This is a genomic window from Priestia sp. SRI_019, from assembly GCF_057586255.1.
Genome location: NZ_JBYCZN010000002.1, coordinates 868847 through 894884, shown reverse-complemented (window position 1 = coordinate 894884; position 26038 = coordinate 868847). Strand labels below are relative to the sequence as shown.

Below are 26038 nucleotides of genomic sequence, written 5' to 3'. Positions count from 1 at the left end.
GGAGGAGGAAGCAAATGGCTGCAGAGGTTGTAATGCCAAAACTAGGGATGGCAATGAAAGAAGGAACCGTTTCGACGTGGAACAAAAAAGTTGGAGACTCCGTTTCAAAAGGAGATATGATTGCAAGCATTAATTCTGAAAAAATCGAAATGGATATTGAAGCGCCGCAGGACGGTGTGATTCTTGATATCCTTGTGCAAGAAGATGTAGGAGTGCCTCCTGGAACGATTATCTGTTATGTTGGAAAGCCAAACGAGCAGCTCACTGAGCAGAACCGTTCAGCAAATGAGCTGCAAGCGCCTAAAAACGAGGTAGCGGCTGCTACCTCTTTAGAAGAGCCACCAGCAAACGCAGCTCCATCAAAAAAGAATAAAGAAACTGTGCGCATTTCGCCAATTGCACGGAAAATAGCAGAATCTGAAAACCTTAATGTTGAAACGATTAAAGGCACAGGACCAAAAGGAAGAATCACCAAAGCAGACGTAGAGAAAGTGCTGGCGGAAAGAGCTTCAGAAGCGAGTCACCCACCGGCAGAAAGAGATAACCCCGCTATAAACAAAGAAACGCTTCCCTTAGCGGGCATGAGGAAAGTCATTGCAAGTCGAATGCATAACAGTTTATTAAACAGTGCCCAATTAACGATTAATATGAAAGCTGACGTGACGGATTTACTGTCTCTTCAACGAGAAATTAAAGATGTGACTCAGCAACGCCATAAGGTGAAAATCTCTCTAACTGATTTTATTGCTCGCGCTGTTGTTCTTTCACTTCAAGAACACAAACAAATGAACAGTGCCTATATTGATAACGAAATTCAACTCTATAACCATGTTCATCTTGGAATGGCCGTAGCTTTAGAAAATGGGTTAGTTGTTCCAGTTATGCAGCATGCTGAAAAGATGTCGTTAGTTGAATTAGCTGCAGAGATCAAAACCCGAGCAGCAGATGCTCGGCAAGGTCAGCTGAGCACTGATAGAATGCAAGGTTCTACATTCACTATTACTAATCTCGGTGCTTACGGAGTAGAGTATTTTACACCTGTATTAAACCCGCCTGAAACAGGAATTCTTGGTGTTGGAGCTACTGAAGATGTACCGATGTATAAAGGAGACGAATTACAAAAAAGAAACTTGCTGCCTTTAAGCCTGACGTTTGATCATCGCGTACTGGACGGAGCACCTGCAGCTAATTTCCTTGGAACCATTAAACAATACTTAGAACAGCCTATTTTACTACTCTTATAGAAAGGGGTGCATTCCGTGAAACCTTTAGTTGTCATTGGCGGCGGTCCAGCAGGATATGTGGCGGCAATCACTGCCGCCCGGCAAGGAAAACAAGTTACGTTAATCGAACAAAAAGATTTAGGTGGAACCTGTTTAAATGAGGGCTGTATGCCAACAAAGTCGCTATTAGCAAGCGCGGAAGCCTATGAGAAAATTAAGAAAGCTGAGCAATTAGGCATCACTCTTCCTTTAGAACGAGTGAAAATTAACTGGGATGGCGTTCAGCATCATAAAACAGCCATTGTAAAAAACTTGGTCAGGGGAATTGGCTATTTGATGAAAAAGAACAGTATTAAAGTCATAAAAGGAGAAGCTTCTTTTTTGACAAATCATTGTCTATCCGTGCGAAACGAAAATCACGTAGAAGAGATAGAGGCTGAACAGTTTATTATTGCTGCGGGTTCAGAACCTGCTAGCCTGCCATTTGCTCCTTTTGATGGAGAGTGGATCATTCACAGTAAACAAGCAATGTCGCTGCCTGCTATCCCTTCATCTCTTTTAATAGTAGGAGGGGGTGTAATTGGATGTGAATTTGCAAGCATTTACAGCCAAATGGGAACAAAAGTAACAATTGTGGAAGCGGCAGACCAGCTGCTTCCTGGTGAAGATGCCGACATCGCATTTACGTTACAGGAAGAATTAGAGAAAAAAGGCGTGACAATTTATACATCCTCTTCGCTAACAGAAATGCAGCCAAAAGATAAAACAGCTCTATTTAAACATAAAGAAGAGCTGCATGAACTGCAGGCTGAGTATGCATTAATTTCAATTGGAAGAAAACCTAGAGTGCTAGGTTTAGGTTTAGAACAGGTTGGCGTACATTTTTCAAAACAAGGAATTGATGTTAATGAGCATATGCAAACGAATATACCTAACATCTATGCTTGTGGAGATGTAGTTGGCGGAATTCAGCTTGCTCATGTCGCCTTTCATGAAGGCACAGTTGCCGGTTTACACGCATGTGGAAAAGATAAGAGCGTAAATTATCGAGCTGTGCCCCGTTGCATTTATACTCACCCTGAAATTGCAAGTGTCGGTATGACAGAAAAGCAGGCTCGAAGCGAATACGGCGATATTCGCATCGGAGAATTCTCGTTTACGGCAAATGGTAAAGCAATGATTGCCAATGAGTCCGTTGGAAAAGTGAAGGTAATCGTAGAACCGCAGTTTAATGAAATTATTGGGCTTTCCATTGTAGGTTCACATGCTACAGAATTAATTGGCCAAGGAACCATTATGATGCACGGAGAGTTGACTACAGATATAATGGAAGACTTTATCGCTGCCCATCCTACGTTATCTGAAGCCATTCACGAAGCTCTTTTGCAGTCAGCGGGTCAGGCCGTTCACTCTTAACTATACAAATACCCTAAGTGATTAAGCCCTTTAAGAATGAAAAGTAAAAATGAAGGGCTTAAAAAGATAAACTAGAGGATGAAGGAATCATGCAAGAGCGATAGGAGTTTTCCTGCATCCTCGTCTAGTTTTTCTATACTTTTTACATAACGTAAGTTTAAGAATCTCTCTTTAGTAATGATAACGTTTTCTTTGTGGTTTATAATAATAGTAACAAGCCTTGATTTACTATATTCAATTAAGTTTATAGGGGAGAGGTAAGAAATGGAATCCACACTTTCTTTAAACACATGGAAACGTTTTGTAAACGAAGGAGCACTTGAATCTTCAAGGTTAAACGACATCATTGTGAAATCGTGGCACCGCTGTAAAAGCGCAGATGTTAATCCTTACCTAGATAAAGGCAGATCGATTTTAAAAACCGAAGCTTTTCATTCTCGAAAACAAATGAACTCTTTATTTCTTGAGACGGCTTTGCCGCATTTAGAAAGAATCAGACAATCAGCGGCGGACTTAGGAATGGTTGCTTTATTAATTGACCCAGAAGGCTATATTTTATCTATTACAGGAAATAGACTTACACTGAATGAAGCAAGGAAAATTAATTTTGTGGAAGGTGCCTGTTGGACAGAAAAAGAAGTAGGCACAAATGCAATCGGTACGGCTCTGCAAACGGAAGAGCCCATTATGATAACGGGTACAGAACATTATTCAATTGCTTCGCATCAATGGAGCTGTTCGGCAGCGCCTGTTCGAAATGACGACGGAAATTTAATTGGGATTATTAATATTTCTTGTCCTGTAAACAGAGCTCACCCTTATACACTTGGAATGGTTACGTCCATTGCATATACAATTGAACGGGAGTTAAGCATTCGAATGCACAAAGACGAAATTGAGTTGGTTCATGCTTCTATGAATTTCGTCGATAGCAAGCAGCTCTTGCTGCTTTGCAATTACAAAGAAGTGATTGTGGGAGCAAGCAAAACCGTACGAGAATGTATACCAAAATGGTCAGGCCTGCAGTTAAATACGATTGTACAACAGGGATTTCGTATAGTGATGGAAGTGCCTGTAATTTCAAAAAGACACGGTCATTCTATTGGAAAGATTATTTATCTATCAGAAGAAGCGCACCATAACCAAACTGCTACACAGATCCCTGCTCAATCATTTTCTTTTAAAGGAGAAGCGGGCATAAGCCGTTCCTTTCAGCAAACACTAGAAGAAATAAAGCATGCGGCTCCTACGGATACAACTGTCTATGTTTTAGGTGAAACAGGTACCGGAAAAGAAGTAATAGCTGAAACAATTCATGAAAACAGCTCGCGTAAAAACGGGCCTTTTATTGCTCTTAATTGTGGTGCCATTCCGAAGGAACTTATGGAAAGTGAATTATTTGGCTATGCAGAAGGAGCATTTACAGGAGCACGGCGTCAAGGATATCAAGGAAAGTTTGAGCAGGCTAATCACGGTACGATTTTTCTTGATGAAATAGGTGAGCTTCCTCATTCTATGCAGGTTTCTTTACTAAGAGTACTGCAAGAGCGCAAGATAACGCCTGTTGGAAGCAATCAGGAAATTCCGGTAGACATCCGGATTATTACCGCTACTCATCGAGATCTTCGTCAGCTTGTCAGTGAAGGGAAGTTTCGAGAAGATTTATATTACCGGCTTCACGTGTATCCCGTGCATGTTCCGCCTTTGCGAGAAAGGAAAGAAGATATTCCACATCTGATGCGCTACTTTTGTCAAAAAAATGATTGGAATATGAATTTCCCTAAAGAATTAGTGGATAAATTAATAGATTACCAGTGGCCCGGCAATATTCGAGAATTATTTAATGTACTTGAACGCTTGAAAATCTCACTAAACACGGAAGTAGAAAAAGAGAAGGTATTGAATTATTTAAGTTCTTTAAATCTTGGCAGTCAGAAAAGCATCTCCCACTTTGATACTTCACAAGAAATAGAAGAAAATGATTTTACGTCCTTACCCGCACTCACATTTCGTGAAAAAGTTCAAAAAGACTTAATGATGGATGCTTTACGTAAAACGCAGGGAAATGTGTCACTTGCCGCTAAGCTGTTGGATATACCAAGAAGTACATTTTACAACAGATTAAAAAAATTCAATTTGTAAGCTTAAAGTTTGTAGCTGTTTTAAATTTTTAAATAAGGATAGGAGCTGAGTAGAATGAAAGCATTAAGATGGCATGGCGTTAAAGATGTAAGGTTAGAACATATTTCAGAACCTACCGTCTCTCAAGGGAAAGTGAAAATTAAAGTAGAATGGTGTGGAATTTGCGGAAGTGATTTGCATGAGTACACGGCAGGACCCATTTTTATTCCTACAGAAGAACCTCATCCATTAAGCAAAGATAAAGCACCGGTTGTGCTGGGTCATGAATTTTCTGGACAAGTTGTAGAAATCGGAGAATGTATTACCAATGTAAAAGTCGGAGACAGAGTAGTGGTAGAACCTATCTATGCATGCGGAGAGTGTGAAGGCTGTAAACAAGGAAAGTATAATCTTTGTAATAAAATGGGGTTTTATGGTCTTGCAGGAGGGGGCGGAGGTTTTTCTGAGTATGCCTCTGTACCCGTAGAGATGATTCATAAAATACCGGAAACGGTGTCTTACGAGCAAGGAGCTCTCGTAGAGCCTTCAGCTGTGGCTCTTCATGCTGTGCGTCAAAGCAAACTAAAGGTAGGAGATAAAGCCGCTGTATTTGGGACGGGGCCAATCGGTTTGTTAGTTATTGAAGCGTTGAAAGCATCGGGTGCATCTGAAATTTATGCGATTGAACTATCGGAACAGCGCAGACAGAAAGCTGAAGAACTTGGGGCGATTGCCATTAACCCGCAAGAATACGACCCCGTAGCAGAAGTACATAAGCGCACAGGCGGAGGTGTAGAGGTTTCCTATGAAGTGACAAGTGTTCCCTTAGTTTTAACTCAAGCCATTAATTCTACCAAAAGTGGCGGAGAGACAATGATTGTTAGTATATTTGAAAAAGAAGCGTCCATTCATCCCCAAACAATCGTTTTACAAGAGCGTACAGTAACAGGTATTATTGGCTACCGCGATGTATTTCCAGCGGTTATTAGTTTAATGGCAAAAGGCTATTTTTCTGCTGATAAATTGGTGACAAAACGTATTAAACTAGAACAGGTGATTGAAGAAGGTTTTGAGACATTGTTAAAAGAAAAAGAACAGGTGAAAATTTTAGTGAAAGCCGAATAAAAAAAGAGGCTGGGACAAAAGTATTTTAGATGAAGTAAAAAATGAACCACTGATCAAGATTTTTGATTAGCGGTTCATTTTTTTGTTATGTTAATCGTAGGTTCGATTGTTTAAGTACTTCTAGCAGTTGATTGGATTTATTTCGTTATATCTCAACCTCTTTAAATGTAATAAGGTAAATATGGCTGTTTTATTATCAGATTATTCTGTACTATATACAGTATATTGTATACAATATATAATCTAATTAATAAAATCAGAGGTGATGAGTGAATGACAGACAAACAGTTTAGAAATGTACAAGACGGAACAAAAGCGGTATGGGCAGGAGAAAAAGAATCGCTTGCTTACAATGCCACCCAAGTTCCTGTCGTCTTCAGCGTAGCTTACAATTATGATGATGTAGACGAATGGCAAGAAGTTGCGTTAGGAAACAAACCAGGATATACGTATAATCGCATGAGTAATCCTACGGTTAAAGCTTTTGAAGAAAAAGTAAGGATACTTGAAGAAGCAGAAGAAGCGGTCGCATTTTCCTCCGGCATGGCGGCTATTAGCAGCACATTATACACGTTTTTAAAACCGGGAGACCGCGTCGTATCTGTAAAAGATACATATGGAGGAACAAATAAAATCTTCACCGAGTTCCTTCCTAACATCGGAGTTGATGTAACCTTATGCAATACGGGAAATCATGAAGAAATTGAAGCGGAAGTAAATAAAGGATGTAAAGTGCTATATTTAGAATCACCTACAAATCCTACGATGAAAATTATTGATATTGAAAGAATAGCAAAAGCAGGAAAAGCAGTAGGGGCAGTCGTCATTATTGATAATACGTTTGCGACACCCATTAATCAAAACCCTCTTCAATTAGGGGTAGATCTTGTCATTCACAGCGCAACAAAATTTTTAAGCGGACATGCGGATGCCTTAGGAGGGGCAGTATGCGGCTCTAAAGAATTAATGCAGCAGGTGTATCACTACCGTGAGATCAATGGCGCGACCATGGATCCCATGTCAGCGTATCTTATTTTAAGAGGAATGAAAACGTTAAAATTACGTATACGTCAACAAGAACGAAGCGCTTTGGAAATTGCTAAATTTCTTCAAAAGAAAGAAGCTGTTGAAGCCGTCTATTATCCTGGATTGGAAACACACCCTCATCATCATATTGCCAAAAAACAAATGAAAGGCTTTGGCGGAATATTAAGCTTTGTTTTAAAAGGAGAAATGGAAGCTATTAAAATTTTGCTGCCAAAGTTAACGTATGCAAATAAAGCCGGCAATTTAGGAGCGGTTGAAACGATTTACGGCCCGGCAAGAACGACTAGTCACGTAGAATGTACGCTTGAAGAACGTAAAGCTCTTGGAATATCCGAAGGACTGGTTCGCATATCTGTAGGAATTGAAGATACGGAAGATTTAATTGCAGACTTAGAGCAAGCATTTGCTCACTTAGAATCCGCATCATCTATTAGTAATTAAAAAGACATGTATTACTTTTTTAAATAAAAATAAGATAAGCAACTCTTTTTAGCTGGTAGACATTTCTTCAAAATTGCAGAGATGTTGTGGAATAAAGCTGATAAATTAAACTGCACGTGTATTTTTTCGTCTGATTTTGTAGGTATGCTGATAAATTAGATGAAATAAAATGTTTTTACACGCTTTAAAAATAAACTAACTTACAATAGCCTACAAATAAGGAATGATAGTATGTCGAAACAAGAAAGTGAATACACAATAAAAGATGCATCATTGTTTGGATTCAAATTAATGCAGGTAAGTAAAGCCATCTGGAGAGCTGCAGAAGATGACTGGGAGCAATGGGTGAAACCTTATGGTCTAAATGTAAATGAGCATCATATTTTATGTTTGGCTAGCAGCACGGGAGAAATCTCGATGTCAGAGTTAGCTCATTTAGGAGCTATGCATATCTCTACAGCGTTTAATTTTTCGAAAAAATTAGAAAATCAAGGATATCTGCATTTGTCCAAAAGAGAAAATGATAAAAGAAACACCTACATCAAATTAACTGAAAGCGGAGAACAATTATTACTTGATACGCTCAAAGGGTATGAACCACATAACAGTAAGGTGTGCAAAGGCGCACTTCCTTTAAAAACGTTATACGGCAAATTTCCCGATTTTCCAGAGCTCGTAACCGTTGTTCGCCACGTTTGCGGCGGCGAGCTAGTGACCGTTGCTGACCAACCTTTTGTGAATATAGAAGAAGAGGGAATAGAAGAAAATGAAGATAAGAAAGAAGTCCAGCTAACTAGTAATTGAACGCAGTGAATAACAGGCGGAGCTGTTTTATACGTGAGAAATACGACGTATAAAACAGCTCTTTTTTATTTTTGGAATAATGATTCTCTATTATATTATGAGAAATTTAGGATAAGCTACCAGTAGTAAATTTTCTGAAGAGACGGAGTGATTACCATGAATAAGTCAGACTCAATTTCTGTTTTTCAATTGATCCTTCTTTCAATGACGTTTATTGGCTTAAAAACTCATGTGATGCTCATATCTCCATTAATTAAAACGGCAGGACGAGATGCTTGGATTACCGTTCTTCTTACTTGTCTTTTAACGCTCATATGGGTTCCTTTACTCGTATATGTAAATAAAAAAACAAAAGGCGAACATCTTTTTCAATGGATGAAAAAACATATGAATAAGTCATTTACCAATGTCGTTATTTTTTTTACAATTGCTTATTTGACCATTATGGAGATCGTCACTTTACGAGAGACAATTACGTGGATTAATATTATTTTTCTTCAGCGAACACCTTTAATTATCCTCGTTTTACTATTTGGTTTTACCTGTTGCTTACTTGCCGCTACGAGTATTAGAACGATTAGCATTGTAAACGTATTTCTTTTATTTTTTATTGTACTATTAGGTTTCTTTGTTTCTTTTACAAACTTTCAATTTAAAGATTATTCTTTATTGCAGCCAGTTTTAGAAAATGGCTATTTTCCTGTTATTAAAAGTATTGTATTTCAAGGATCGGGGATGGTAGAGCTGCTGCTGCTGCTTTTTTTGCAGCACAAAGTACCGCAGCCTATACGCTATAAGCATTTAGCGGTGGCTGCAATTCTCTTAACAGGCCTTACGATTGGGCCTCTCATTGGAGCAATTACTGAATTTGGCCCTGTAGAAGCCTCTAAGCAACGTTTCCCTCCCTATGAAGAATGGGGAATTGCATCACTTGGAAAGTTTATAGAGCATATTGACTTTCTATCTATTTATCAGTGGTTGTCGGGTACCTTTATCCGCATTTCGACCTTTCTTTTTATTATGAAAGAATTAGTTCCGTTTCAAAAAGGCCAAAAAAGGTTTCTTTTACTCGTTTTAGTGGTTATCACTGTATGTACGCTGGCTCCTATAACGGACTTTGCTTTTTCAAATCTTTTATTTTTTACAATCATACCGGCTACTTTCTGGTTATTTGTTGCTTTCTCTCTTTTCTTAGTAGTCATAGTCTTTCTATTTTCTCATAAAACAAGGAGGGATAAGAGTGGAATTTTTTAAGAAGAAAAAAGGAGACAGCTCTAAAAAACAAGAGACGGAAAGCCTTTTAAAAGAAAGCTCTTCTCGTACTCAGATAATCAATGAATGTACGTTAAGAGATTTATTTGGAAAATGCAGCGATATTAACTTTGAGACCGTTTATTTTTATAACAAACGAGTGCTTATGATTTATTGTACCGGTCTAGTTAGTACGGAAATGCTCTATGAAATGATTCCTGAAAAATTAGAGGAATGCTGCGCTAAGCTAGAGGGGGAAGTAGAAGGAGACAAGATCATAAAATTATTAAATCTTCCCTCAGTTTCTATCGTTCAAGATGAAGAACAGGCAGTTTCAGAAATTTTTTCTGGGAAATTATTCATTGATTTTGGATCACCACAATCTGTTGTGTCTATCGATATTTCGGACCGTCCTCAAAGAAGCCCAGAAGAAACGAAAAATGAAGTAACCATATTGGGTCCTAGAGATAATTTTATTGAAGACTTACCTGTCAATATTGCTTTAATTCGGAAGCGTCTTAAATCGGTTTCCTTGTTAACAAAATCTTTAGAGATTGGAAAACGAACAAAAACAAAAGTAAGCATTTTATACATGGAAGACGTAGCTGACAAGAAGATACTTGACGAAATTATGAAGAAGTTAGGGAATATCAATATAGACGGTATTTTCAGCGGAACACAGCTAGAAGAGCTCATTAATAAAAATCCGTATAGTTTTTTTCCTCGCCACGCTTATACAGGGAGACCTGATTTTGCGGTTCAATCTCTGTTAAATGGCCGGTTCATTATATTAATTGATGGAACTTCATATGCGTATGTTACACCCATTAACCTTTTTTACTTATTAAAGGGATCTGAGGATAAAGAAAATACATATTTATACAGCTCTTTTGAGCGTGTTCTTCGAATCTTCGGGCTTTCTATCGCTGCTTTTTTGCCCAGTTTTTGGGTGGCAATGACGGCTTTTCATCAAAATCAGCTTCCGCTCAGCCTGTTGGCTACGGTTGTTGAAGCAAGAAGAGGTGTCCCGTTTCCTACCTCTCTTGAGGCAATATTAATGCTTCTTTTATTTGAATTATTTCGAGAGGCAGGGTTTAGACTGCCGACTTCCGTCGGGCAGACCCTCAGTGTAATCGGAGGGCTTATTATCGGTGATGCAGCCATTAGAGCCGGTTTAACAAGTCCCGCCATGCTTGTTGTCATTGCAGGTTCTACAATTGCTACGTTTACGCTAGCAAATCAGTCCCTTATAGGAACCATTTCACTGATCCGCTTTTTTAGTATTATCTGTGTCAGCATTTTAGGTTTTTTTGGCTTTTTTATATCCATCTTTTTAGTCATGATTTATATTACAAACATTCGGACGTTTGGTGTGCCATATTTCGAATTAGCAACCCGGTTAGACGCGAAAAACATTTTAAAATCTCTCTTCCGCCTGCCCGAAAGTAAAAAAGCTACAAGAGCTAGTATGCTTAACCCAAGCGATTCCACCCGCGAAGAAGGAGGAAGTTAGTGAAAAGAACCATAAGGAACTTACTTATATTTGTTATGAGCTCTTTTTTATTGTTTCTTTCGGGGTGCTGGGATACGAATGAACCGGAACAAATGGTATACGCACAGGGAATGGGGGTAGATTTTAAAGATAATCGTTACGTTCTCTACCTGCAGACAATCAATTTAAGTTTACTGGCAAAATCCGAGGCAAGCGGTGCTGGCGCTGGTCAAGTCAAAGTAGAAGTTGGCTATGCAACAGGAAAAACCATTGATGAAGCTATTTTTAGGTATTATCAAATTTCTCAGCGCAGAATCTTTTTTGGGCACTTAGCTTTCCTTGTTTTAACAGACGATGCGTTAAAGCATGGCGCTGTCAAATCTGCGGTGGATTTTTTAGATCGTTATCGGGAAACGAGATACAACATCTGGATGTATGCTACAAAAAGCCCTTTGAAAAAAACGTTGTTAGCTACCCCTATGTTCGAAGTATCTAACGCTCTTTCACGCTTGAGCGATCCTAAAGTGATTTTTAAGCAAAACTCATTTATTCCACCCATCGATTTAAGAGAGCTCATTATCCATCTTAACGAACCAAGTCATGAAGTAAACATTCCTTTAGTTGAGACTAAAGAACATTTAACAACGGATCAAAAAAGAGAAACAGCTATTCAGGTAAACGGAGCAGTGGCTATTACATCATCTGAATTAAAAGGAGTTTTTTCTGAGAATAAAATCAAAGGGCTTAGATGGATAACGGATGAATTTGTACGAGCTGGTTTACGGGTAAGGCTGCCTGATCATTCCGATATTGATCTTGTGGTAGACAAGAAAAAAGTAAAAATTGAACCTGTTATAAAAGGTAGTAATCTAACATTTAATATAAAAGTTCGGGCAAAAGCAACGATTTTAGTTATGCCGCAGGACGAAAAACTATCAACTATAAAAAAAGAAGCTGAACAGAAAATTAAGAAACAAATTATTGAAACGTATGAGCGAGGCTTAAGTATAAACAGCGATGTTTACAGGCTTTCTCATGTTCTTTACAAAAAAGAACTGCGTAAATGGAAAGCTGTTCAAAGCAACGGGGCAATTCCTTTAACACAAGACTCAATAAATGTGAAGGTCAACGTACAGGTTAAGCACGGAAACAAACAGAGAATAGGTGCGACTTTAGATTAAAATACTGAAAACCTGCATATCTCACCTGATAATGTTAACTCGTTAAACAAAGGACAAAAGTGGAGGAATAGATAAAATAGAAAAGACCAACCTAAGAACAAATCGAATTAGGAGATTATAGATGGAAACAATCAAACCAATTAAAATAGGTTCAAAAAAAACAAGCGTGAAAGAGAAATTAACAGCCCCCGAAATGGGTAAACTTTGGGCAACCTATATGGGCAACAGCATGTCTTCGTATATTTTAAGTTATTTTCTTGAACACGTTGAAGATCCCGATATAAAAAAGCTGTTACAACATGCAAAAGGCCTAACGGAAGAATTTCAAAGTACCGTAAAAGACATTTTCACAAAAGAGAATGTGCCAATTCCATATGGATTTACGCAAGAAGACGTGAACCTAGGCGCTCCAAAGCTGTTTGAAGATGAATTTTACGTGCATTATTTAAAATATGCTGCTAAAGCGGGACTAAGCATTTACAGTATCGCACTGCCCCTAATGTATAGAGAAGATGTAAAAACATTTTTAACGTATTGTATGAAAGCTACAATGGAACTTATGGAGCAAATAAAGGCAATCTTAATGGATAAAGGATTTATTATTAAGCCGCCAATTATTCCCGCACCAGAAAAAGTGAACATCGCTAATACTCATTATTTAAGCGGGTTTATAGGAGATGTTCGACCTTTGCATGCATTAGAAATTGCTCATTTGTATGATAACATCGAGAATAATGTGACAAGCAAAGCCTTAATTTTGGCATTTAGTCAAGTTGCTAAAAGTGAAAAAATCCGCGCATTATTTGTAAAAGGTGAAGATCTGACAAATAAAGCGGTAGAACGCTATATCGAAAAGCTTCACCGAGCTAATTTACCAGCGCCATCTTTTCTTGATCATTTAGTCACTACTTCTACTTTTTCACCATTTTCGGATAAATTGATGCTGTTTCACAAAATGGATATGTTCTCAATGAAAATGAGAGCTTTTGGAAATTCAGTAGCCGTCAATGGAAGGCATGATTTGGCGCTGTTATATGGAAAATCAATGACAAATATCTCAAGGTTTGTATATGATGCTGCAGCTATTATGATGGAAAACGGCTGGATGGAAACACCGCCTGAAGCGGTAGACAGAGATCATTTAAACTCCAACTAGTTACTCAACGCGTCATAAAACAACGAGAACCAGTTTAGAAACAGGTTCTCGTTATGTTGTTAAGTTAAAGGAGCAGGGTTAAAAAGACATAAATCATTATGCAGCCCCCAATAATCACTCCACGTTTTCTTATGGCCGCTTGCTATTTCTATAATTAAGTGAAAAAGTTCCCAACCCACCTCCTCAATGGTTGCCTCTCCTTGTGCTATTCTTCCTGCATCTAAATCTATTAAATCATCCCATTGCTCAGTTAATGAACTTCTAGTAGATACTTTAAGAACAGGTGCCATTGCCAGGCCATATGGAGTTCCTCTCCCTGTTGTGAAAATATGCATGTTCATCCCAGAAGCTAACTGTAATGTTCCGCATACAAAATCACTCGCCGGAGTTGCTGCATAGATTAAGCCTTTTTTAGTCGGTTTTTCTCCAGGCGATAAAACTTCGACGATTGGAGTTGTTCCTGCTTTAGCTATAGAGCCAAGTGCTTTTTCTACTACGTTTACAAGTCCGCCTTTTTTATTTCCAGGTGAAGGATTTGCACTTCTATCAGCTTCGCCTCTTTTTAAATATTGATCATACCACTTCATTTCATTAATTAGAGATTGACCGACTTCTTCATTAATTGTTCGTGGTGTTAACAAATGAATAGCATCTCGAACTTCAGTAACTTCAGAAAATAAAACAGTAGCGCCTGCTCTTACTAGTAAATCTGCCGCATATCCAACTGCTGGATTGGCAGTAACACCGGAAAAGGCATCGCTTCCTCCACATTGTAAACCTACCGTTAAATCAGATAGGGGGCAGGTTACGCGCGTCCTATTATTTAGCTTAATTAATTTTTCCTCTGCCATCTCTATGATTGTAGCAACCATTTGCTTAAAGCCGGTCTGGTCCTGCAAACGTGTTATATTTCCTGAATCCTCCTGGGGAATCAAACGTTCAGGAAGAAGCTTTTCACACCCTAAGCCAACTACTAAAACTTCACCCCCGAAATTTGGATGGGTAGAAAGATTTTGTAATGTACGAATCGGAATGACGGCATCCGGTGCATTAATGGCAACTCCGCAGCCATAATTATGAGTTAAAGCTACTACATCATCTACATTTGGATAAGAAGGAAGAAGCTCTGTTTTGATTTTTTTAACCGCATAATCAAGTACTCCTGCTACACATTGAACACTTGTCGCAATCCCAAGTATATTTTTTGTTCCAACACTTCCATTTGTATTTTTATAGCCTTCAAATGTGTAACCTTCTAAAGGAGGTAAATGGGCAAAAACTTTAGTTTCCAAAGGCAACTTTTCTAAAATAGGAGGATCAGGCAGGGTAACATATGATTCTTTTACCCAAGTTCCCTGAGAAATTGGTGAGGAAGCAGTTCCGATAATTTCTCCATAGCGAATAATTTTGTCATCTTTCTCAAAGTTTCTTAATGAAACTTTATGCCCTTGAGGGATATATTCTTTTAACTCTAACCCAGATGGAAACACAGTTCCTTTCGGCAATCCTTTTGAGTTTACAATAGTAGCAACATTATCGTTTTCATTTACTTTGATATAAAGGGGTTTTTCCGTTTGATTGATTTGCAAAGACATGATTCATCTCTCCTTAATCGCTTTTAATTTCTTTCTAAACATGTTCATCTTTATTTATTGCAATAAGCATGCCAAGTGCTTTAACGGGTAAAAAAAGCCTTTATATCGAATAAAAGTGATGAAATATACAACAATTGTTGTACATAAAGCAACAATTGTTGTACATAAAGCAACAATTGTTGTGTCAATGCGTTATAATAACTAGAATATTCTAACTAATAAGGAGGGAACGAATATGTCAAAAATTGCTTTTATTGCTCCAGATAAACAACTGTTTTTACAAGGGAGAAGAGTAATTCAAGAGTTAGGATTACAAGGAGAGGTTGAAATCTATCTTGCAAGGTTAAGTCGCGCCGTAAAACTCGCCAATAAATTAGAATCCAGTTGTGATGTTATCGTTTGCAGAGGAGGGACTGCAAGGTTAATTACTGATTCTGTAAGCAGAATTCCTCTAGTTGAAATTCCAATTACAGGACAAGATTTAGCTCAAGCCTTTTATAAAAGCAAGAAGGCAACAGGCTTAGAGAATCCTAAAGTGGCCATGCTCGCGTTTCAGAATATGAAAAATGATGTGGAAATTTTAGCAGATATTTTGGGTATCAACCTTTCTATTTATCCTCTTAATTCAGTTGAAGATATTCCAACTTGTATTGAGCAACTTTCTTCAGTAGAAACAGATATTGTTATTGGCGGAATGAAAACAACTACTTTATCGCTTAGGAAAGGCTTTAAGGCAATTCCTATTGAATCTGGAAACTCCGCTGTTAGAACAGCATTTTTAGAAGCTAAAAAGATTTCTTTAGGAAGAAAAATTGAAAAAGAGCGTTCCCAAACAGTTAAAGCCCTTATTGATTATTCTATACAAGGAATTATTAGTATTAATAGAAATAAAAAAGTAGAAGTATTTAATCATGCTGCTGAGCATTTACTAGAATTAAAAAGGCAAGAAGTGCTAGGAAAGCAGATCGATGCTGCTATGCCTTTTTTGCCTATTAAAAATTGTTTTGAAGGAGAAGAGCATCTAGGTATAATCAAAAAAATCAAAAATAAAAGTTTAATATTTAATATTGCTCCAATTAAAGTGGAGAAAGACATTATTGGAGCAATGATAACTTTTCAAGATATTACAAGTATTCAAGAAATGGAAGCTAAAATTAGAGGGGAAGTACTGTCAAGAAAGTTCGAGACACGCTACACATTTTCTGATATTTTAGGACATTCTAAGCATATTTGTGAAGCCAAACGGATTGGACAGACAGTGTCTTCGGTAGATGCAACCGTTCTAATTTATGGGGAGTCTGGCACTGGGAAAGAGTTATTTGCTCAGAGTATTCATGCAGAAAGTTTGCGGAAAAACGGTCCTTTTGTTGCTGTTAATTGTGCCGCCATTCCGCCTAATTTACTGGAAAGTGAGTTATTTGGATATGTAGAAGGGGCCTTTACTGGGGCGACCAGAAAAGGAAAGCAAGGTTTGTTTGAAATGGCGCATCGAGGAACGATTTTTCTGGATGAAATCTCTGAGATGGATACATATGGACAATCGCGCTTACTTAGAGTTTTACAAGAAAAACAGGTTATGCGCTTAGGTGATAATAAATATATTCCTGTAGATGTAAGAGTTATTGCAGCAACGAACAAAAATTTATTAAAAGTCGTAGAAAAAGGCGAATTTCGAGAGGATTTACTCTATAGGCTTAAGGTCTTAACTATAAATATTCCACCGCTCCGTAAAAGAAAAAATGATATTCGTTATCTTGCTCAGCATTTTTTAGTCTATTACACTAATCTCTATAAAAAGAAAAATATAGAAATTACAGAAAAAGCTTATTCACAATTAACTACCTATGAATGGAAAGGAAATGTAAGAGAATTAATGCATTTTATTGAAAGATTAGTAGTGATCAGTAAAAATAATGTAGTTTCGGCTCAGGATATGAAAGAGCAGCTAAATGAAAATGTTTTTGAAACAAATTACATCGGTGAAGAAGCGGAAACTAACAATCATCTTCAATCTGAAAAAGAGCAAATTTTGCTTACTCTAAGGGAAACCCATTCCAATATATCTCAAGCAGCTAAATTGTTGGGAATTGATCGAAGTACACTTTACCGTAAGTTGAGAAACTATGAAATTGAAATAAAAAAAGCGTATAAATAGAAACAAAACACACCTCTTTGTTAGAGGTGTGTTTTGTTTCTATTTTAAAATTCTTTATTTAATAATTTAAGCTTATTTATTTTATTGACAAACAATTTAATTTGTCTTACAATAAAAATGTAAAAATTATCTGAAAATTTATAGGAGGATATGCATGTGAATATGAATAGAAAAGCACCTACAGGAATTTTAGGTTTTCCCGTTGCTCCCCTTAATAACCAAGGAAAATTAGATGAAAAAGCTTTAGAAACAAATATTCAATTTTTATTAGACGAAGGATTAGAGGCTATCTTCATCGCTTGCGGTTCAGGGGAATTTCAATCCTTAAATACAAAAGAATATACAGCAATGTTAGAAGTAGCTATATCTGTCGTCAACGGAAAAGTTCCCGTTTATACAGGTGTGGGCGGTAATCTTTCTACAGCTTTAGAGTGGGCTCGTATTTCAGAGGAAAAACAGGCAGACGGCTATTTAATTTTACCTCCATACTTAATTGAAGGTGAACAAGAAGGCCTTTACAACTATCTAAAAGCAATCATTGAGCATACACATTTAAACGCAATTGTTTATCAAAGAGACAATGCCATTTTACAGTTGCCAACTTTAGAAAAACTTACAGAATTAAACCAATTAGTAGGATTAAAAGACGGATATGGAAATATGGAATTAAATATAGAATTAACCCAGTCTTTAGGGAAACGACTAAGCTGGCTAAACGGAATGCCAATGGCTGAAGTAACGATGCCAGCATACGCTCCAATTGGATTTGATTCTTATTCGTCAGCAATCTCTAACTATATTCCGCACATATCAAGAATGTTTTACAACGCTTTATTAAGTTACGATCAAGAGTTACTAAGTGAACTCTACCAAAATATAATTCTTCCAATTAACGATATTCGCAAGCAGAAAAAAGGATATGCTGTTTCATTGATTAAAGCAGGGATGGAAATTATAGGTCTACCTGTTACAGATACAGTAAGGCCTCCTATTGTTTCAGTAGATAAAGAACATTACGCACAGCTCGAAAAGATTTTAACACGAGCATTTGATCAATATCCTAAATCCTCTAAACAAGTTTTATCTTAACCAATAAAATGTAAACGCTTTATAAAAAGGAGAGTTCATATGACAATTAGTGTTCAAAACAAACAATATTTAAATTTTATTAACGGAAAAGGCGTGCCATCATCGTCTCAAGAGATGATGGAAAGTCTAAACCCAGCCAACAAGAAAGAGGCTGTAGGATATGTACAAAAATCAACTCTTGAAGATTTAAATCTAGCGGTAAAAGCAGCTCAACAAGCTCAAGAAAAATGGAAGCGCTTGTCAGGCGCAGCTCGCGGACAGTACCTTCACAAAGCTGCGGATATTATGGAAAATAGACTAGATGAAATTGCGGAATGCGCTACCCGTGAAATGGGAAAAACCTTGTCTGAAACAAAAGGAGAAACAGCTCGCGGAATAGCTATTCTTCGATACTATGCGGGAGAAGGTATGAGAAAAATGGGAGATGTAATTCCTTCTACCGATGCTGAAGCATTGATGTTTACATCTCGAGTGCCGTTAGGCGTTGTTGGAGTTATCACCCCATGGAACTTTCCTATTGCTATTCCTATATGGAAAATAGCTCCGGCACTTGTCTACGGAAACACTATCATAATTAAACCAGCTACCGAAACAGCTATTACGTGTGCTAAGATTATCGAATGTTTTGAAGAAGCAAAAATTCCAGCGGGTGTAGTAAACATGATTACTGGCTCAGGGTCAATCATTGGTCAAGCTATTGCTGAACATCCAGAAATTAATGCGATTACATTTACAGGTTCCGATCGAGTAGGTAAACAAATTGGTCAAAAGGCTTTCGTTCGAGGAGCTAAATATCAGTTAGAAATGGGGGGGAAGAACCCTGTAATTGTAGCGGCGGATGCAGATTTAGATTTAGCAGTAGAAGGTACAATCAGCGGGGCATTCCGTTCGACAGGTCAAAAATGTACTGCGACTAGTCGGGTAATTGTTCAGCACGAGGTATATGAAAAATTCAAACAAAAGCTATTAGCAAAAACAAAAGAAATTACCGTTGGAGAAGGGTTAAACGTGGAAACGTGGATGGGGCCATGTGCAAGCGAAAATCAGTTACAGACCGTATTGTCATATATTGAAAAAGGAAAAAGTGAAGGTGCAACTCTTTTATACGGAGGACGTCAGTTAACTGACGGGGAATACGAAAATGGATTTTACGTAGAACCTACTATTTTTGAAAACGTAGAATCGAATATGACGATTTCACAAGAAGAAATTTTTGGTCCTGTCATAGCGATGATGAAAGTTGAATCCATCGAGGAAGCATTAGCACTAGCTAACGATGTTCAATATGGGCTAAGCGCTTCTATTTTCACTACAAATATTTCTCATATGCTTTCATTTATTAATGAAATGGATGCTGGACTTATTCGAATTAACTCGGAAAGCGCAGGCGTTGAACTTCAGGCACCGTTTGGAGGCATGAAACAATCAAGTTCTCACTCTAGAGAACAAGGGGAGGCTGCTAAGGAGTTTTTCACTGCTATTAAAACTGTTTTTATAAAAAGTTAAGTACCTTTATTGTATTATGACCTTTTATTCTCTTGAAAAGGAGGAAAATTCCTTCTTTTTAAGAGAGATAAACATAGGAAAAGAACAAAACGATAAGAGGGGGATGGAATAGGTGATTATGCAAGCTAAACCAAAATTGGAAGCGGAAAGCAGCAAAAAAAGCCATGTACGCTGGTTTGTCGTATTTATGCTTTTCGTTTTGACAACGATTAACTATGCGGATAGAGCGACGCTGTCCATTGTAGGAGACTCTGTTCAAAAAGAATTAGGCTTAAATTCAGTTTCAATGGGGTATGTTTTTTCAGCATTTGGATGGGCTTATGTAATTGGTCAGCTTCCTGGAGGTTGGTTTTTAGACAAATTCGGATCAAAGATAATCATTGCATGCAGTGTATTTTTTTGGTCTATTTTTACCTTTTTTCAAGGATTTATCGGCTTTTTTAGTGGCGGTGCTGCTATAATTATCTTATTTACGCTTCGTTTTATGGTTGGGTTAGCTGAAGCCCCTTCTTTTCCAGGAAATAGCCGTATTGTAGCGGCCTGGTTTCCAAAATCTGAACGGGGGACAGCCTCTGCGATTTTTAATTCGGCTCAGTATTTTGCACTAGTATTATTTTCGCCTATTATGGCATGGCTCACTCACAGGTTCGGCTGGCATTTTGTATTTATTATTATGGGTGTCTTAGGGGTAATCTTAGCTGCTGTTTGGATGAAAGTGATCTACAGTCCAAGCAAACATCCTCGCATTACAAAAGGAGAAGTAAATTATATCCAGCAGGGCGGCGGGCTCATTGATATGGATGATAAAAAAATAGAAAAAAAGAAAAATACCGGCCCGGGATGGAATCAAATTAAACAACTTCTTAAGAGCAGAATGTTGTTAGGGGTTTATATTGGACAATATTGTATTACGACGCTCACTTATTTCTTTTTAACATGGTTTCCCGTTTATTTAGTTCAAGCACGCGGAATGTCAATTTTGGAAGCTGGATTTATTGCTTCTCTACCTGCTATATGCGGATTTTTAGGAGGGGTGTTAGGGGGAATTGTATCTGATTTCTTTTTAAAGAGAGGTCGTTCATTAACGTTTGCACGTAAAACACCTATTGTTATTGGCATGTTGCTTTCCTGTAGCATGGTTGCTTGCAATTATGTAGATGCTGAATGGATTGTTGTAGTAATTATGTCACTTGCTTTTTTTGGAAAAGGATTTGGAGCATTAGGATGGGCTGTTGTGGCTGACACTTCCCCTAAAGAAATAGCGGGTTTAAGCGGCGGGCTTTTTAACACATTTGGAAACATTGCTTCTATTACAACACCTATTATTATTGGGTACATTGTCAATGCAACAGGCTCTTTTAATGGAGCATTGGTTTTTGTGGGCGCTAACGCTCTTGTAGCTATTCTCTGCTATCTTCTTTTAGTGGGAGAGATTAAACGAGTAGAACTAAAGAATATCCCCGCAAAGGATGAAAGTACGTTTAATATGTAAGCGGATACAATAAAACCTAAATTAGGAGTGGAAATCATGAACAATTATGTCCTTACAAATAGTGAAATTCAAAACGAAAAAAAATCGTCTACGCCTCAAATTATAGATATGCAGGTCATACCAGTGGCTGGGTATGATAGTATGCTGCTTAATCTCAGCGGAGCTCACAGTCCCTTTTTTACTCGAAATATTGTTATTTTAAAAGACAGTACCGGAAGCACAGGGGTGGGAGAGGTACCTGGAGGTGAAAACATTCGTCAAACGCTTGAAGATGCGAAAACATTTGTAGTAGGTCAATCAATCGGAAATTATAATAACATCTTAAATACAGTACGTAAAAAATTTGAAGATCGAGATATGGCAGGGCGAGGCCTTCAAACATTCGATTTACGGACGACTATTCATGCTGTTACAGCGTTGGAGGCGGCGTTATTAGATTTAGTAGGGAAATTTCTTGATGTACCAGTTGCAGCATTATTAGGAGAAGGACAACAAAGAGAATATGTGGAAATGCTAGGTTATTTATTTTATATTGGAAATCGCAAAAAAACCGACTTGGACTATGTAGGTGGTGAAAATGAAAAAGTGGAGTGGTTCCGACTTCGTCATGAAGAAGCTCTGACTCCTGAAGCAATTGTAAAACTTGCACAGGCAGCTCATCAGCAGTATGGATTTAATGATTTTAAATTAAAAGGCGGTGTACTTCAAGGTGAGCAAGAAATAGAAGCGGTAGCAGCATTAGCTGCAAAATTCCCTGAAGCTCGCATTACCTTAGACCCCAACGGAGCTTGGTCTTTGGAAGAAGCTATTCAACTATGTAAAAATAAACATCATATATTGGCCTATGCAGAGGACCCTTGCGGAAGCGAAAATGGATATTCAGCAAGAGAAACAATGGCGGAATTTCGCAGAGCAACTGGACTGCCAACTGCTACGAATATGATTGCTACAGACTGGCGTCAAATGGGGCATGCTATCCAGTTAAACGCTGTAGATATTCCTCTAGCAGATCCCCATTTTTGGACGATGCAAGGCTCAGTTCGTGTAGCTCAAATGTGTCATGATTGGGGTCTTACATGGGGATCACATTCAAATAATCATTTTGACATTTCACTGGCCATGTTTACTCATGTGGCTGCTGCCGCTCCTGGAAAAATAACGGCTATTGATACGCATTGGATTTGGCAAGATGGTCAGCGATTGACAAAAGATCCTTTTAAAATTGAGGGAGGAAGAGTAACAGTACCTAAGAAACCAGGACTTGGCATAGAGGTGGATTTAGAACGAATCGAGCAAGCACATCAGCTATATAAGAAAATGCAATTAGGAGCACGTGATGATTCAAAAGCTATGCAGTATTTAATTAAAAATTGGAGCTTTGATAATAAACGTCCTTGTCTGGTACGTTAAAAATTTTTTCAAAAATAATTATAGGGTGCTTTTAGCTCGAACAATTCTACGTCTTTGTTCGAGCTTCTGTTTTTATAATAACGAGCAGTTTAATACATAATCTTATGTAGATAAGAAATAAGAATAGTTAAGAAGTAGTGGTTGGTAATACATAAAAAAATTCTATATGATATAATTAGTCTTACAAATAAACAATATTCAGAAAAGGGTGGATGAAGATGAGTGGTTCGACTAAAAAAGTGTCATTTGAATCCGTTAATCGTAATACGCTGGCAAAACAAGTAGTCGACCGTATTATTCAGTTATTGGTCAGCGGGCAATTAAAGCCAGGAGACAAACTGCCAACTGAAATGGAGTTATTAGACGTACTGAATGTAAGTCGCCCTGTATTGAGAGAAGCCTTGAGTGCATTAGAAGTACTTGGTGTAATTACACGAAAAACTCGTGGAGGTACGTATTTTAATAACAAAATAGGAGCACATCCTTTTTCCGTTATGTTAGCGTTATCAATCGATAATTTACCTGCAGTAGTGGAGGCGCGCATGGCACTAGAACTGGGCCTAGTAACCATGGCAGCGGAAAAAATAAACGATGTTCAATTAAGCCAGTTAAAAGAAACGATCGAGGAAATAAAAAAGAGCACAGATAACAATTACGGTGCAGCGGATAAGGAATTCCATCGAATTATTGCTGTTAGCGCGGATAATCCGGTGGTAGAAGGTATGATTAATTCCCTGCTTTTCACTCATGAAAAAACAGATAGCGAAATTACCTTTAGAGAACCAGCACTTACTGTAGAACATCATACCGCTATTTATAATGCGTTAGCTAATCATGACCCAGATGATGCATTCAAGAAAATGTATCATCATCTTAAATATGTACGTGATAAAGTTCTTAAACAATATAATCCTACTAAATAAAAAAAACACACAAAGCAGATGTAAAGAATTTGTTTTGTGTGTTTTTTTATGAAGTGATACAGATACATGAAGTAAGAAAGAGATTTTCCATTTTATAGGATCGCTTTTTTCAGTGAGTTATATATTTTAATTTAATGCATCCAGATATATGAATGATATTTATTCGCTGCTCTTTATTTTAAAGAAATTACTATACATTTATAAGAGATTAAAAAGAAATTAAAGAGATTATAAACATTGTTAAAACTTATATTGGTAAAAGCCTTCTGCTGACTGAGTTTAAGGGGTATTAAGGAATCAAAAAAACTGCAGTTAACAACAAGAATTTTCACGAAAAAATAAAGGATTTTTTTATAACAGCCATATTTTCTACGCAGTTGATCGGAAAATAACGTTTATTTATTGTATTTTTTGTTCATTTAGTTGATTTTTTTCATGAAAACGAAAATCATTATCATTTAAAGGGGTTTATTATAGCTGAGAGACATGTATGTTTTAGTAAGTGAAAGAGAAAGAAAGAATGGAAGGAAAATAGAGTAGAAATGAGTAAAAAAAGGCATAACAAAAAAGAGTATTATAGAGCGTTAATTTTTGCCTGATAATACCCGTTGGCAATTTTGCGGATATACGTAAAGAAATTTGACTCCATTTCATGCACAAGAGGGCGAAATGCATCCATACTTTCTTCTATGTAAGTTTGTTGTAGGTAACGCTGAACGGACGTTAATGATTTTTCGATTATATCTAAACCAAACTCATGCACAATGGAATGAATATCTTCTTTTTTAATGGAATAATGGCCAAAAGATTTAAAGAAATTCTTAAACTGAGCAAATGCATGCTCTCCACGGATTTTTTCGATTTCTTTTTGTTTTTTACTATCATGAGCACCAGTTAAATTGAAACTTAAAATAAAACCATCCTTGATTTTTTCAATAATTGATTTTCTTGGCTGCTTTTCTTCTAATAATGTTTTGACACAATCATTTTTTTCTAGTACATCGATACAGAAAATTTTACTCAATTTACTAGCCATTTCTTTAATAGCAGCTTTATAGCCAATGTATTTCGGAAGAATGTGTTTTACCTCAGTGTAAGATAAAAGGGCTTCTGAATCTTTCTTTACGTTTACATCAGATTCGTATACGTACAACGCACGTAAAGCCAGGCGCAGCATGTTGATATTTTTAATAGCCAGCAGTTGATAAATCACTTCCATCGAAACAGAAGTATAACCACCTTTTGAAGTATATGTATTGTGATCTTCGTCAAGCATTTCAGGATTATATGATATGTTTTGAACATCAGCAGCTTCTTTTATATGTAAATCTAAAAAATCCTCTAAATAGTTGTTTAAAGAAACTTGAATATAGTCTCCCCATAAACGATCCCAGCGAATGATGTCATAGTCTTCTAAAAGCTTATTATTATTTTGAACGGTCCGAACGGAACATTGGATTGTATTAGCCAGTTCTTGCTCAGAAATAATTGAAATATGACCCTGGCTGTTACATTTGGCTACGTAAGCTACAATTTGCTTCATCAGAGAACCTGTCCACTTTATATCTACAAAGTTTTTTGCAAGACCAAATGAATGTTTTTCATAGTAATAGCTATTGTCTCGTTTCGTGTTTCTATTTAAGCCGCTCATGACAATCAGCAGCTTATTTGCTATAAGGGTGTGCCGTTTTAGTGACAGCTTTTGTATACTCATGTAGTGACCTCCTTTCCAAAACTATATACGTCGTCTTTTACAGTATAGACACAGTCATATAGGCTGTAAAATGACATATTTGCACGGGAAAATGGTGCATTTTTTAAGAAGACTAGTGATACCAAGGGATGAAACATCTATTTACAAGGTGACATATTTGCACGGAGATGTGGAGCAAAAATAGCTTTATATTTTATAAACGTTGATAAAACAGCATTCTTAAGCTAAATGTCGTATTGTGACGGATGAAATACACAAAATGCGACAAATTCAAAAAAAATTTGATGTAAAAATGACATATTTGCACGGAGAATAGGAGCAAAAATAATAAAAGTAAAGATTCAGGTAAGAAAGTGACACATTTGCACGGAAAATAGGGACAAAAAAAAGAAAAATGCCCTTTTTGAGACACAAAAAGTTCACATTTTCAGAGGGGATAAACAAACATTTGCAGAGAAAATAGTGTTTTTTTAAGAAAATGACATGTTTGCACGGAAATCTGGAGCAAAAAACACTTTTGCACGGAGATGTGGAGCAAAAATTGGAGAAAATGAAGAGGGAAAATCGCTGCCACAAGAAAATTTATGTAAAAGTGGCATATTTGCACGGAAGATTGGAGCCAAACTTATAGTAAATGCAGTATAGAAAGAAAAACGACACATTTGCACGGAAATCTGGAGCAAAAAACAATTATAACAATTTTTTTAGACACAAAAAGTTCACAAAATGACGAGAAAGGTGAAGTTTAACTGCCATATTAGCAGGGGAAATAATATGTTTACATGGAGAATTGGAGCAAAAAAACACTTTTGCACGGAAATGTGGAGCAAAAAGTGCAGTAACTAATAGTAGATAGATAAAAAGAATGCCCTTATAAAGATTATAAGGGCATTCTTT

The 26038-nt window shown here is 37.2% G+C and carries 18 protein-coding genes; 16 read left to right on the top strand and 2 right to left on the bottom strand.

The features are described 5' to 3' along the window. Positions 1 to 14: 14 nt before the first annotated feature. The 10 genes from AC2YJL_RS14835 to AC2YJL_RS14790 all read left to right on the top strand — a co-directional run bounded on the left by AC2YJL_RS14835 (position 15) and on the right by AC2YJL_RS14790 (position 13257). Positions 15 to 1244: a dihydrolipoamide acetyltransferase family protein gene (locus AC2YJL_RS14835; protein ID WP_369360691.1), complete on the top strand. Its 1230-nt coding sequence runs from the start codon at positions 15 to 17 to the stop codon at positions 1242 to 1244. Between the two features lie 15 nt (positions 1245 to 1259). Next, the gene (gene lpdA, locus AC2YJL_RS14830; protein ID WP_369360689.1) at positions 1260 to 2639 is read left to right on the top strand and encodes a dihydrolipoyl dehydrogenase; all 1380 of its coding nucleotides are present in this window, start codon (positions 1260 to 1262) and stop codon (positions 2637 to 2639) included. Between the two features lie 264 nt (positions 2640 to 2903). Further along, on the top strand, positions 2904 to 4781 hold the full coding sequence (locus AC2YJL_RS14825) for a sigma-54-dependent Fis family transcriptional regulator (protein ID WP_195694483.1): 1878 nt from the start codon (positions 2904 to 2906) through the stop codon (positions 4779 to 4781). Between the two features lie 54 nt (positions 4782 to 4835). Then, entirely contained in the window at positions 4836 to 5885 is a 1050-nt protein-coding gene (locus AC2YJL_RS14820; RefSeq protein ID WP_230932422.1) for a 2,3-butanediol dehydrogenase, read from the top strand. 273 nt (positions 5886 to 6158) lie between these two features. After that, positions 6159 to 7373 (top strand): cystathionine gamma-synthase family protein, encoded by a 1215-nt coding sequence (locus AC2YJL_RS14815; RefSeq protein WP_028408869.1) that lies wholly within the window; start codon positions 6159 to 6161, stop codon positions 7371 to 7373. Between the two features lie 231 nt (positions 7374 to 7604). Then, positions 7605 to 8177 (top strand): HTH-type transcriptional regulator Hpr, encoded by a 573-nt coding sequence (locus AC2YJL_RS14810; protein ID WP_230932424.1) that lies wholly within the window; start codon positions 7605 to 7607, stop codon positions 8175 to 8177. Between the two features lie 156 nt (positions 8178 to 8333). Beyond that, on the top strand, positions 8334 to 9431 hold the full coding sequence (locus AC2YJL_RS14805; protein ID WP_251567883.1) for an endospore germination permease: 1098 nt from the start codon (positions 8334 to 8336) through the stop codon (positions 9429 to 9431). Continuing rightward, positions 9418 to 10941: a spore germination protein gene (locus AC2YJL_RS14800; protein WP_487374790.1), complete on the top strand. Its 1524-nt coding sequence runs from the start codon at positions 9418 to 9420 to the stop codon at positions 10939 to 10941. Before AC2YJL_RS14805 ends, AC2YJL_RS14800 begins: the two co-directional genes overlap by 14 nt. Further along, positions 10941 to 12101, top strand: coding sequence for a Ger(x)C family spore germination protein (locus AC2YJL_RS14795; RefSeq protein WP_251567884.1), 1161 nt, complete (start codon positions 10941 to 10943; stop codon positions 12099 to 12101). Before AC2YJL_RS14800 ends, AC2YJL_RS14795 begins: the two co-directional genes overlap by 1 nt. Positions 12102 to 12222: 121 nt before the next feature. Continuing rightward, complete coding sequence (locus tag AC2YJL_RS14790) at positions 12223 to 13257, top strand: DUF3231 family protein (protein WP_025751963.1); 1035 nt, start codon at positions 12223 to 12225, stop codon at positions 13255 to 13257. Between the two features lie 59 nt (positions 13258 to 13316). Here AC2YJL_RS14790 and garD read toward each other — a convergent pair whose 3' ends face one another. After that, on the bottom strand, positions 13317 to 14852 hold the full coding sequence (garD, locus tag AC2YJL_RS14785) for a galactarate dehydratase (RefSeq protein ID WP_230932426.1): 1536 nt from the start codon (positions 14850 to 14852) through the stop codon (positions 13317 to 13319). Positions 14853 to 15087: 235 nt separating this feature from the next. Here garD and AC2YJL_RS14780 point away from each other — a divergent pair, with 235 nt between their 5' ends. From AC2YJL_RS14780 to AC2YJL_RS14755, 6 genes are all read left to right on the top strand, one after another. Then, positions 15088 to 17007 (top strand): sigma-54-dependent Fis family transcriptional regulator, encoded by a 1920-nt coding sequence (locus AC2YJL_RS14780; RefSeq protein ID WP_098525186.1) that lies wholly within the window; start codon positions 15088 to 15090, stop codon positions 17005 to 17007. A 156-nt stretch (positions 17008 to 17163) separates the two neighbouring features. Beyond that, on the top strand, positions 17164 to 18096 hold the full coding sequence (gene kdgD / locus AC2YJL_RS14775; RefSeq protein ID WP_047751151.1) for a 5-dehydro-4-deoxyglucarate dehydratase: 933 nt from the start codon (positions 17164 to 17166) through the stop codon (positions 18094 to 18096). A 39-nt stretch (positions 18097 to 18135) separates the two neighbouring features. Continuing rightward, positions 18136 to 19602: an alpha-ketoglutaric semialdehyde dehydrogenase GucD gene (gene gucD / locus AC2YJL_RS14770; protein WP_251567885.1), complete on the top strand. Its 1467-nt coding sequence runs from the start codon at positions 18136 to 18138 to the stop codon at positions 19600 to 19602. 118 nt (positions 19603 to 19720) lie between these two features. Then, positions 19721 to 21094 carry an MFS transporter gene (locus tag AC2YJL_RS14765; RefSeq protein ID WP_251568354.1) on the top strand — a complete coding sequence of 458 codons (1374 nt, stop codon included), beginning with the start codon at positions 19721 to 19723 and terminating at the stop codon, positions 21092 to 21094. A gap of 36 nt (positions 21095 to 21130) precedes the next feature. After that, on the top strand, positions 21131 to 22504 hold the full coding sequence (gene gudD / locus AC2YJL_RS14760; RefSeq protein WP_025751969.1) for a glucarate dehydratase: 1374 nt from the start codon (positions 21131 to 21133) through the stop codon (positions 22502 to 22504). A 218-nt stretch (positions 22505 to 22722) separates the two neighbouring features. Further along, the gene (locus AC2YJL_RS14755) at positions 22723 to 23427 is read left to right on the top strand and encodes a FadR/GntR family transcriptional regulator (protein WP_369360680.1); all 705 of its coding nucleotides are present in this window, start codon (positions 22723 to 22725) and stop codon (positions 23425 to 23427) included. Positions 23428 to 24001: 574 nt separating this feature from the next. On the opposite strand, the gene AC2YJL_RS14750 is transcribed toward AC2YJL_RS14755, so the two are convergent. Next, entirely contained in the window at positions 24002 to 25141 is a 1140-nt protein-coding gene (locus tag AC2YJL_RS14750) for a hypothetical protein (RefSeq protein ID WP_369360678.1), read from the bottom strand. Positions 25142 to 26038: the final 897 nt, after the last annotated feature.